This is a genomic window from Mycobacterium sp. NPDC003449 (assembly GCF_053588415.1).
Genome location: NZ_JBSFPX010000034.1, coordinates 1 through 11,511 on the forward strand (window position 1 = coordinate 1; position 11,511 = coordinate 11,511).

Here is an 11,511-nt window from a genome sequence, read left to right on the forward strand (position 1 = left end):
TGCACAAGACGTTCTGCATCCCGCACGGTGGCGGTGGCCCTGGCGTCGGTCCGGTCGCGGTCCGCGCGCACCTGGCGCCGTTCCTGCCGGGCGACCCGCTCGACGGTTCCGGGTCCACCCCGGTCTCGGCGGCCAACTACGGCTCGGCCGGCATCCTGCCGATCACCTGGGCCTACCTCGCGCTGATGGGTCCCGACGGCCTGACGTCGGCGACCAAGACCGCGGTGCTGTCGGCCAACTATCTGGCGACCTCGCTCGACGCGTACTACCCGGTCCTGTACACGGGTCCGTCGTCACTGGTCGCCCACGAGTGCATCCTCGATCTGCGCGAGATCACCAAGCAGACCGGGGTGACGGCCGAGGATGTGGCAAAGCGGTTGATCGACTACGGTTTCCACGCCCCGACGCTGTCCTTCCCGGTCAACGGCACGCTGATGGTCGAGCCCACCGAGTCGGAGGACCTGGCCGAGCTGGACCGGTTCATCGAGGCGATGGTCGCGATCCGGCACGAGATCGACCGGGTCGGCGCGGGCGTGTGGCCGCTCGCGGACAGCCCGCTGCGCCAGGCCCCGCACACCGCCGAGCAGCTGACCGCCGACGAGTGGACGCTGCCCTACAGCAGGCAGCGCGCGGCCTACCCGGTCGCGGCGCTGCGCCGCAACAAGTACTGGCCGCCGGTGAGGCGCATCGACGGGGTGCACGGTGACCGCAACCTGATCTGCTCCTGCCCCGCACCGGAGGCCTTCGAAATCCCGGACAACGCACCGATCCTCGAGGAAGTGTTCGCATGACCAGTACAGCCACCACAGTCTCCCCGCTCCTGGAGGAGCACCGCGCCCTCGGTGCCAGCTTCACCGACTTCGCCGGCTGGCAGATGCCGCTCAAGTACGGCAGTGAGCTCACCGAGCACCACGCGGTGCGCACCAGCGCCGGGCTGTTCGACCTGTCCCACATGGGTGAGATCGCCGTCAGCGGACCGCAAGCCGCGGCTGCCCTGGACTTCGCCCTGGTCGGCGAACTGTCCAAGGTTGCCGTCGGCCGGGCCAAATACTCGCTGATGTGCAACGCCGAGGGCGGCGTGCTCGACGACCTCGTCGTCTACCGGCTCGCCGAGGACCGGTTCCTGGTGGTCGCCAATGCCGCCAACGCACGGACCGTGGCGCGCGAGTTGGCCGACCGGGCACGGCGTTTCGACGCGACGGTCGACGACCAGTCCACCGGGACCGCGCTCATCGCCGTCCAGGGGCCCGCCGCGGCGGGCATCGTCGAATCGTTGATGTCCGACGCCGAGCGGCCCAAGGTCGCCGACCTCAAGTACTACGCGGCCACCGATGCGGTGGTCGCCGGGCTGGACGTGCTGCTCGCCCGCACCGGGTACACCGGTGAGGACGGTTTCGAGCTGTATGCCCCTGCGGCGCGGTCTGTTCCGTTGTGGCGGGCGCTGTTGGAGGCCACCACGGCCCGCGACGGTGTGCCCGCCGGGTTGGCGTGCCGCGACACGTTGCGCCTCGAGGCCGGCATGGCGCTCTACGGTCACGAGCTGAACCTGGCCACCGATCCGTACCAGGCCGGTGTCGGCAAGGTCGTGCGTCTCGGTAAAGACTTTGTGGGACGCGATGCGCTGCAGAAGCTTTCCGAGCAGCCCGTGCCGCGCAAGCTCGTCGGTCTGCAGGGCGGCGGCCGACGGGCGGCCCGCGCCGAGTACGGGGTGTACGAGGGCGAGCGTCCGGTGGGCACCGTCACGTCCGGGGCGCTGTCCCCCACGCTGGGTTACCCGATCGCGCTGGCCTTCGTCGACGCCGGGCTGGCCGAGCCGGGCACCGAGCTGACCGTGGACATCCGCGGCCGCAAAGAGCCGTTCACCGTCGTGCCGTCCCCCTTCTACCGTCGCTCCTGAGCCCTCAGAAAAGGAATCCCATGTCTTCCATCCCCGCTGACCGCAGCTACACCGAGCAGCACGAATGGGTGCAGATCGCGCCCGGCGCCGCCCTCCCCGACACCCCGGTGCGGATCGGCATCACCTCCCTCGCCGCCGAATCCCTTGGCGATCTGGTGTTCGTCGAGCTGCCCGAGGTCGGGTCCACCGTCATCGCCGGCGAGTCCTGCGGCGAGGTCGAATCCACCAAGACGGTCTCCGAGCTGTACCCGCCGGTGAGCGGGACGATCACCGAGGTGAACACCGCCGCGGTCGACGATCCGGCCCTGATCACCGCCGACCCGTACGGCGAGGGCTGGCTGTTCGCCGTACAGCCCACCGGCGCAGGCGAACTGCTGACCGCCGCCGAGTACGCGGAGAAGAACGGGGTGTCGGCATGAGCGTCCTGAACCAGCAGCTGACCGATTTCGACCCCGACGTGGCCGCCGCGATCGGCGACGAACTCGGCCGTCAACGCGTCGGCCTGGAGATGATCGCGTCGGAAAATCACGCGCCGCTGGCCGTCATGCAGGCCCAGGGGTCGGTGCTGACCAACAAGTATGCCGAAGGCTACCCCGGGCGCCGTTACTACGGCGGCTGCGAGCACATCGACGTCGTCGAGCGGCTCGCCATCGACCGGGTCAAGACGTTGTTCGGCGCGGAATTCGCCAATGTGCAGCCACATTCGGGTGCGCAGGCCAACGCGTCGGTGATGCACGCCCTGATCTCCCCCGGTGACACCATCCTCGGACTGTCGCTGGACTGCGGTGGGCACCTGACCCATGGCATGCGGCTCAACTTCTCCGGCAAGCTGTACGACGTCGCGGCCTACGGGGTGTCCAAGGAGGACTTCCTCATCGACATGGACGAGGTCGCCCGGATGGCCAGGGAACGCCGGCCCAAGCTCATCGTCGCCGGCTGGTCGGCCTATCCGCGGCATCTCGACTTCGCCCGGTTCCGCGAGATCGCCGACGAGGTGGACGCGTACCTGATGGTCGACATGGCCCATTTCGCCGGGCTCGTCGCGGCCGGTCTGCACCCGTCGCCCGTCCCGCACGCGCACGTCGTCACCTCGACCACGCACAAGACCCTCGGCGGACCGCGCGGCGGCATCATCCTGACCAACCATGCCGACCTCGCCAAGAAGATCAACTCGGCGGTGTTCCCCGGCCAGCAGGGCGGCCCGCTCGAGCACGTCGTCGCGGCCAAGGCCGTCGGCTTCAAGATGGCCGCGCAGCCGGAATTCGCCGAGCGCCAGCAGCGGGTCCTGCGCGGCGCGCGCATTCTCGCCGACCGGCTGAGCCGGCCCGACGCCAAGGAAGCCGGCATCACCGTGCTGACCGGGGGCACCGACGTACACCTGGTGTTGGTGGATCTGCGCGACGCCGCGATCGACGGTCAGCAGGCCGAGGACCGACTCGACGCCATCGGCATCACGGTCAACCGCAACGCCGTGCCGTTCGATCCGCGCCCGCCGATGGTCACCTCCGGTCTGCGGATCGGCACGCCTGCGCTGGCCGCCCGCGGTTTCGGCGACGACGACTTCGCCCTGGTCGCCGATCTGATCGTGCGGGCGCTCGTCGCGGCCCCGGACACCGACTCCGCCGACCTGGCCGCGCAGGTGCGGGCCCTGGCTGACAAGTACCCGCTGTACCCGGAATTGTCATGACCATCAGTGTGCTCGACCTGTTCTCGGTCGGCATCGGGCCGTCGAGTTCCCACACCGTCGGTCCGATGCGGGCGGCCGGGCGGTTCGCCGCCGACCTCGCGGCACGGGGAGTGCTGACCGAGGTCGTCGGCGTGCGGGTCGACCTGTACGGGTCGCTCGCCGCGACCGGTGCGGGGCACGGCACCTTGCCCGCGATCCTGCTCGGACTTGAGGGGTACTCACCGGAATCGATCGAGACCGATGAGATGGAGCAGCGGGTCGCGGCCATGCGGTCGGCGCGCAAGGTGCTGTTGGGCGGGACGACCATGATCCCGCTCGCCGAGGACGAGTTCGGACTGCACCCGCTGACGGTGCTGCCGCGTCACCCGAACGGGATGACCCTCAGCGCCTTCGGCGCCGACGGTTCTGAGTTGTATTCGGATACCTACTTTTCCATCGGCGGCGGGTTCGTCGTCAGCGAGTCCGAACCCGGGCATCGTCGCGCCACGGCGCCCACCGAGTGGTCGTTCGGCTCGGCCGCCGAACTACTCGGGTTGGCCGACCGGCATCGGCTGCGGATCAGCGAGGTGATGCGGCGCAACGAGCTGGCTATCCGCTCGCCCGAGCAGATTCGGGCGCAGCTGCTGCACATTCGCGACGTGATGGTGGCCTGCCAGCAGCGGGGCATCAGCCGGGACGGCCAGCTGCCTGGGGCTCTGCGGGTGCGCCGCCGGGCCCGGGACTGGCATCAACGGCTCGACGCCGAAGACCCGAACCGGGAACCCGCGTTCGCCGAGGACTGGGTGAACCTGGTGGCGCTCGCGGTCAACGAGGAGAACGCCTCGGGCGGACGGATCGTCACCGCACCGACCAACGGCGCGGCAGGCATCATCCCCGCGGTGCTGCACTATGCCCTGCACTACACGCGGGCCGGTGCGGCGAACCCGGACGACACCACGGTCGATTTCCTGCTCGCCGCGGGGGCGATCGGCTCGCTGTACAAGGAACGCGCCTCGATCTCCGGCGCCGAGGTGGGTTGTCAGGGTGAGGTCGGCTCGGCCGCGTCGATGGCGGCCGGAGGCCTCGCCGAGATCCTCGGTGGCACACCGCAGCAGGTGGAGAACGCCGCCGAGATCGCGATGGAGCACAGCCTGGGTCTGACCTGCGACCCGATCGGCGGGTTGGTGCAGATCCCGTGCATCGAACGCAACGCCATCTCGGCGGGCAAGGCGATCAACGCGGCCCGCATGGCCCTGCGCGGCGACGGCACCCACCGGGTGACGCTGGATCAGGTCATCGAGACCATGCGCACCACCGGTCTGGACATGAGCACCAAATACAAGGAGACATCGACCGGCGGCCTGGCTGTCACGGTGTCGGTGAACGTGGTGGAGTGCTGACATGACCGACCCAGTCCAAGAGGAGATTTCATGACATCCGCAGATCTGGTGATCCTGGGCGGCGGCCCCGGCGGCTACGCCACTGCCCTGCGCGCCGCGCAACTCGGCTTGTCGGTCACCCTGATCGAAGAATCCGACCTGGGTGGCACCTGCCTGCACCGCGGGTGCATCCCGACCAAGGCGCTGCTGCACGCGGCCGAGATCGCCGACAATGCGCGCGGTGCCGCGCAGTTCGGGATCACCGCGACCTTCGACGGCATCGACACCGAGGCCCTGCACGCCTACAAGAACGGCGTCGTCACGCGGCTGCACAAGGGCCTGCAGGGACTGATCCCCGCGCAGGGCATCAACGTCGTCAACGGCCGGGGCCGCCTCACCGGACCCCACACCGTCGACGTCGACGGCCAGACCGTCACCGGTACCAGCGTCGTGCTGGCCACCGGCTCGGCACCGAAACTCATTCCCGGCATCGATATCTCGGGCCCGGTGCTCACCAGCGATCAGGCGCTGGAGCTGCCGGCCATCCCCGGTTCGGCGATCATCCTCGGCGGCGGCGTCATCGGTGTCGAGTTCGCCAGCCTGTGGGCGTCGTTCGGCACCGCGGTGACCATCGTCGAGGCCGAACCCCGCCTGGTGCCCAACGAAGAGGCCAGCATCGCCAAGTACCTCGAACGCGCGTTCCGGCGCCGCAAGATCACCGCGAAGACCGGCGCCAGGGTGGTCGACGTCGTCTCCGGTGACGAGTCGGTCACCGTGACACTGGATTCCGGGATCACCTTGGACGCCGATGTGCTGTTGGTCGCGGTCGGCCGGGGCCCCCGCACCCAGGGCATGGGATTCGAGGAGTCCGGCGTAACGCTGAGCCGCGGCTTCGTCGTCACCGACGACCGGTTGCGCACCTCGGTGCCGAGCGTGTATGCCGTGGGTGACATCGTCGCCGGCACGCAGCTGGCGCACCGCGCATTCCAGCAGGGGGTGTTCGTCGCCGAGCAGATCGCCGGCCTCGAACCCGATTTCGTCGCCGACGCGGGGATCCCGCGGATCACCTACTCGCGGCCCGAGATCGCGTCGGTGGGCCTGTCCGAAGCCGCGGCCCGCGAGCAGTTCGGCGACGACGTCAACACCGTCACCTACGATCTGGCCGGCAATGGTAAGAGCCAGATCCTCAAGACCTCCGGTGCCGTCACGCTCGTGGTGGCGCCGACCGGTGCGGTCGTCGGGGTCCACATGGTCGGTGACGGCGTCGGCGAGCTGATCGGCGAAGCGCAGATCCTCTACAACCTGGAGATCAAGGCCGCCGAGGCGGCGAAGTTCGTGCACGCGCACCCCACCCAGGGCGAGGCGCTCGGCGAAGCCCTGCTCGCGGCCGCGGGGCGGCCATTGCACGGGCACTGAGGTCTTACGGGAACCCGCTCAGGTCCGGCGACCCCTGTGCGGCACCTGTGTCGAGTGCAGCTACACGTTCGTCACAGGCGCACACACACGCGGTGCTCGGGTCGAGGCATTTCCCGGCCCACAGTCGGGTTAGGGTGGCGCGATGGTGGAGGCAATTGATCCAGTAGAGGCCTTTGCGAACATCCTCGCCGGGCACGGACCGTTAACTGAGGACGAGATCGTGCAACGGCTGCAGGAGGCCGGCGCGACGGATTTCGATTTCGAGGAATTGCTCGACGAAGTCGGCGACGAGGCCGCCCCGTTGATCGATGACCGCTGGGTGTGGTTACCCACCCTGTTGGCCGGTCGGGTGCTGACCCACCGGGTCACCGTCGATGAGCTGGCCCACGACATCCTGACGGCTACCCCGGACCTGGATCCGATCCTGGTCCGAGGCGGCGCGGGACACTTCACCGATGGGGCGCCTGTCACGGTGGTGCTGGCAGGCTACGACCATGGACTGCTCGCACACCGCAGGATTCCACCCGAGGTCGTCGACCACAACGGGGTCCTGCTGCTACCGGCGGGAACGCTCGGCTCGCTCGGTGTGTCCGAGGGTGAGCTGGTCGGGCTGCGGATGACCGAGCAGGGGCTGGCAGCCGAGCGGGTCGATGCACCCGCGCAGGCGCCGACGGGTGAGCGGCTGGCCGCATTGCTCGACGACGAACCGGTCGATCTGGACTCGGTGGTGCGGACGCTGTTTCACGAGGACCCCGCGGTCTTCACCGCGCCCCAGCTGCCGCTGAGCGAGATCATCGACGAGTACGGCCTGTGCCGGCGGACAGACCTGATCGCCCCGGCGGGATTCAATTTCGGCGCTTGGGATTTCGAGCGCGGCCGCGCCCGGCTGGCATATCGGTATGACCTCGACCCCGATGACGCGCTCGCGGTGTACGTGCTGATCACAATGCATCGGCAGATGTCTACCTTGGTCCAGGCGGCACCCGACGACGAGCTGGTGTCGCCAGATGAGTCCGAAAACTCGCCCTGGGTAGCTGATTTCAGTGACATATCGAGCGAAGTCGGTGCCGTGCTTGCGGACCCGGAGCTGGCCGAAGTGCTCGCCGGCGAGACCGTCGGTACCGGCCGCGCTGGGGCCGCCGGGCTGGGTCTGCTCGCCGAGACGCTGGAGTCGAAGGTGCCGCGCCCGGCGCAGGTGGCGTGCCGCTGGCTGCGCGCGCTGGCCCTGGAACGCATCGGCGACGTCGAAGGCGCCGAGCGCGAGTTGCTGGCGGCCGAGTCGATGGATACCGATTGGGCGCCGGTGTTATTCGATCTGGCCCGGTTTGCGTCCGATCGCGGCGACGTCGAACGCGGGTTGTCGCTGCTCCGACGCGCCGGGGCAGCACCCGATGACCCGATGGTCGGCCTGCTGGAGCGGTATCAGACCCAGCCTCGTACCGATCTTGGCCGCAACGACGCATGTTGGTGCGGGTCGGGTCGCAAGTACAAGAAATGCCATCTCGGCCGCCAACAACTGCCGTTGGCCGAGCGCGCCGGCTGGTTGTATGCGAAGGGCGTCCAGCATGCACTTCTGGGCGACTGGGGCAGCCTGCTCGACGAGATGGTGTATGAGCGGAGCCGGTATGCCGAGCATGAGGATGAAATCATTGCCGCAGGGGCCGATCCGCTGGTGATAGATGCCGTCCTGTTCGAAGGCGGGGCGTTCGAGGAGTTCGTCGCGGTCCGCGGGCCGCTGCTGCCGGACGACGAGCGGTCGCTGGCCGAGCAGTGGTTGCTGACTGGGCGCTCGGTGTTCGAGGTCGAGCAGGTGAACCGCGGCCGTGGTGTCACCGTGCGCGATGTCCGCACCGGCGACACCCATGACGTGTATGAGGTTAAGGGGAGCCGCGAGCTCAAGCCCGGGCAGCTGATCTGCGCACGCGTGGTGGCGGCCGGGGACACCACGCAATTCTTCGGCGGGTTGGAACCGGTCGCGCTGCATGATCGTGACCCGCTGATCGAATTGCTCGACGACGAGCCTGACCCGGTCGAACTTGTCGCCTTTCTCAGCCGCCAGTTCGCACCGCCGACGATGGTCAACACCGAGGGCGATCCCATCGCGATCTGCCAAGCGAGCGTGCGGGTCGGCGACGTGGCCGGGATCGAGACGGCCCTTGACGACGCTTTTGACCGGGTCGACGGCGAGGAACCGCCGCGTTGGCACGAGCATGTGATCAGCCAAGGGATGGAACGGATTCGAGCCACGCTCACCCTGGACGGTGACAACCTGCGAGTCGAGACCAACAGCGAGAAGCGCATGGATGATGTGCTTTCGACGTTGGTTCGTCTTGACCCCTCAGCAGAGGTCGTCGATGACACGCGTGAGGCGGTGGGTGACCTCCGCGAGCTGGCCGATCGGTTTCCGGAGGTCGACACGAGCCCGCTCGACCCCGACGATCCCGAAGTCGCTGCGGCCTTGGACGGATTCATTCGTGAATACGAGGACAACTGGCTCCGTGAACCGATCCCGGCGCTCAACGGTTACACCCCGCAGCAGGCCGCCGACGATCCGACCCGTCGAGGCGACCTGATCAAACTCCTGGACAGCTTCCCCGCCGGTGGTGCGATGGACGTCGATCGGCTACGGGCCGCACTGGGTCTGGGATAGTCGCGGTGCATAACAGCCAGGTCGGGTCGAGGGTCGCCGATCGCCCGTTCATTGGTACATCATGATGCCGAGATGCTGATGTGCTGACGGCCCTGATCCGGAACGGAATCCGGAGTCGGCAACACGATCTCGGAGGCCCGTAGCACTTCCCGCACCGCCGGGCTGTCGTCGTCATCGCGCCACGCCAGCCGGGCATAGGTCGGCGCGATGTCGTCCTGCGGCGTCAGGACGTGCAGGCCGTCGGTACGGATCTGACGCACCACGGCGTCGACGGACATGGTGATCCCGATTCCCGCCGCGACCATGGCCATGACATTCCATGAATCCGGCGCGACCTGAACGATATTCGGTGTGAAGCCGGCTTGAAAACACGCTGAGGTGAACGCCTCGCGCACCGTCGAGACCGGCTCCGGCGGGAGCATGACGAACGGTTCGTCCTTCAGTTCGGCGATGCCGACGACGTCTCGGTCGGCCAGCCAGTGCCCGGCGGGAACGACGACCACGTAGCGTTCCTCCTGTATTGTCCGCGAGGCGATTCCGGGCGGTTGGGTCCGCCATCGCGAGATCGTCAGGTCCATCGCGCCGTCCAGCACGAGGGCAAGCCCTTCATGACCGTAGCTGACGTTGCGCAGCTCGAATTCGATGCCCGGATGCTCGGTACGGACCAACTGGACGAGCTTTCCGATCAGGGTGTGCGAGGAGGGCCCGGCATAGGCGATCCTGACCAGACCCGTCTCCCCCTGCCCGGCGGCCCGCACGGCGGCTTCCGCGACGCGGCAGCCGGCCAGAACGTCGCGGGCCGGCCCGACCAGCGCCTGACCCGCCGCGGTGAGCTGAACCGAGCGGGTGGAACGGTCGAACAGCCGGGCTCCCAGCGAACGCTCGAGGTGCTGGATGGTGCGGCTCAGCGGTGGCTGTGCGATGTGCATACGTTCGGCCGCCCGACCGAAATGCAGTTCTTCGGCAACGGTGAGGAAGGCGCGTAGCTGGTGCAGCTCCATGCCCGTCATTGTCGCGCTCGGGACGCGTCCTCCGGTGCGAAATCCGGTTCGGGTTCTGCCACCGGCACCTCATCGGATCCGACCCGCCGACCCGACAGCGCGATGAACGCCTGTGCGCAGATCAGCGACACCAGACAGACCGCCATGGTCACCGCGATCGGCTGCACGATGGATCCGGACGCCGCGTACACCGACTGCAGCAGCGCAGGCATCCCACCGCCGAGCATCGAGGCCAGCGAATACGTCGTCGACATGCCGGTATAGCGGATATTGGCCGGGAATCCCTTGGCGAACATCCCGGCGAACATGCCGAGGTACATCACGTCGGGGATGGTGGCGATGATCGCGCCGAGCATCGCCAACCACCAGTTGCCGGTACCGATCAGGATGAACATCAACGGCAGGGCGGGCACTTCCAGCGCCAGCAACACGATGATCACCTTGCGGGTGTTGTACCGGGTGGCCAGCCACGCCCCGACTGGCTGTGCGAAGAACTGCACCACGCTGGCGATCAGCAGGATCGTCAGGAATTCGCTCTTGTCGAAGTCCAACTCCGAACTCGCCCAAGCCAATGCGAAGTTGTCGCGGGTATAGCCCAGGGTGAAGATGATGATGCTGGCACCGATGCCGAGCGCGACGGCCTTTCGGTGATCGCGGAGCAGCACCGTGAGCGGAACTTTCACGATCTTGTCGGCGGCCCGCAGGCGCACCATGGCAGGCGATTCTTCCAGGCTCAGGCGGATCACCAGACCGAGCACCACCAGCACCGCCGAGGCCAGGAACGGCAGCCGCCAGGCCCAGGTCAGCAGCGCATCGTCGGGCAGGTTGGCGATCGGGATGAACGCGACCGTCGCGAGGATGCGTCCCAGCGGGGAACCCTGCTGGGCGAACAGCCCGAAGAAGTAGGTCCTGGTGGACTTGGCGTGTTCGGTGGCGATGAGCACCGCACCGCCCCATTCACCGCCGAGCGCGATGCCCTGGACCACCCGGGCCACCGTCAACAGGATCGGGGCGGCCAACCCGATCTGGGCGTAGGTCGGCAGCAGCCCGATGCCCACCGTGCTGAGCCCCATCAGGGTGAGGGTCGCGACCAGGGACTTCTTACGTCCCACCCGATCGCCGATATGCCCGAAGATGACGGCGCCGAGCGGACGCGCCAGGAAGCCGATCCAGAACGTGACGAATGAGAGCAGGACGCCGATCGCATGCGGCGCGGGCGAGAAGAACGCCTGCCCGAAGACCAACGCCGAGGCGGTACCGTAGACGTAGAAGTCGTACCACTCAATCGTGGTGCCGCACAACGACGCCCAGCCCGCTTTGCGGGCCATCTTCTCGTCGGGGTCACGCAGCGCGTTGTGCATTGGTTGTCCTTCCTGAACTCGACCGGGTCAAGAGAACCTTCCGATTGTGGCGCGCGTCACGTCCGGCGGCGTGCCCAAGTCTGGTGACGTCGACTGGGTTTGTCCAACACCAAAACTGGCGAAGCGTAATACTCGAATCAC

General features: G+C 67.9%; 8 protein-coding genes and 1 pseudogene. 7 read left to right on the top strand and 2 right to left on the bottom strand.

What is annotated here, in order from left to right:
* The 7 genes and pseudogenes from ACWDTP_RS11855 to ACWDTP_RS11885 form a co-directional block, all read left to right on the top strand.
* Positions 1–791 (top strand): annotated as a pseudogene (locus ACWDTP_RS11855) (glycine dehydrogenase (aminomethyl-transferring)); the annotation flags it as partial.
* Entirely contained in the window at positions 788–1,897 is a 1,110-nt protein-coding gene (gcvT, locus tag ACWDTP_RS11860; protein WP_450019776.1) for a glycine cleavage system aminomethyltransferase GcvT, read from the top strand. The pseudogene ACWDTP_RS11855 and the gene gcvT, both read left to right, overlap by 4 nt.
* A 20-nt stretch (positions 1,898–1,917) precedes the next feature.
* On the top strand, positions 1,918–2,316 hold the full coding sequence (gcvH, locus tag ACWDTP_RS11865; protein ID WP_450019778.1) for a glycine cleavage system protein GcvH: 399 nt from the start codon (positions 1,918–1,920) through the stop codon (positions 2,314–2,316).
* On the top strand, positions 2,313–3,584 hold the full coding sequence (gene glyA, locus ACWDTP_RS11870) for a serine hydroxymethyltransferase (protein ID WP_450019779.1): 1,272 nt from the start codon (positions 2,313–2,315) through the stop codon (positions 3,582–3,584). The genes gcvH and glyA overlap by 4 nt, the downstream gene beginning before the upstream one ends.
* Positions 3,581–4,963, top strand: a complete 1,383-nt coding sequence (locus ACWDTP_RS11875) for an L-serine ammonia-lyase (RefSeq protein ID WP_450019781.1) — start codon at positions 3,581–3,583, stop codon at positions 4,961–4,963. Before glyA ends, ACWDTP_RS11875 begins: the two co-directional genes overlap by 4 nt.
* A gap of 30 nt (positions 4,964–4,993) precedes the next feature.
* Positions 4,994–6,358, top strand: coding sequence for a dihydrolipoyl dehydrogenase (lpdA, locus tag ACWDTP_RS11880; protein ID WP_450019783.1), 1,365 nt, complete (start codon positions 4,994–4,996; stop codon positions 6,356–6,358).
* A gap of 142 nt (positions 6,359–6,500) precedes the next feature.
* Positions 6,501–9,008 carry an SEC-C metal-binding domain-containing protein gene (locus tag ACWDTP_RS11885; RefSeq protein ID WP_450019785.1) on the top strand — a complete coding sequence of 836 codons (2,508 nt, stop codon included), beginning with the start codon at positions 6,501–6,503 and terminating at the stop codon, positions 9,006–9,008.
* Positions 9,009–9,067: 59 nt separating this feature from the next.
* On the opposite strand, the gene ACWDTP_RS11890 is transcribed toward ACWDTP_RS11885, so the two are convergent.
* Both ACWDTP_RS11890 and ACWDTP_RS11895 read right to left on the bottom strand, forming a co-directional pair.
* Positions 9,068–10,009 (bottom strand): LysR substrate-binding domain-containing protein, encoded by a 942-nt coding sequence (locus ACWDTP_RS11890; RefSeq protein WP_450019787.1) that lies wholly within the window; start codon positions 10,007–10,009, stop codon positions 9,068–9,070.
* Positions 10,010–10,014: 5 nt separating this feature from the next.
* Positions 10,015–11,370, bottom strand: a complete 1,356-nt coding sequence (locus tag ACWDTP_RS11895; RefSeq protein ID WP_450019788.1) for an MFS transporter — start codon at positions 11,368–11,370, stop codon at positions 10,015–10,017.
* Positions 11,371–11,511: the final 141 nt, after the last annotated feature.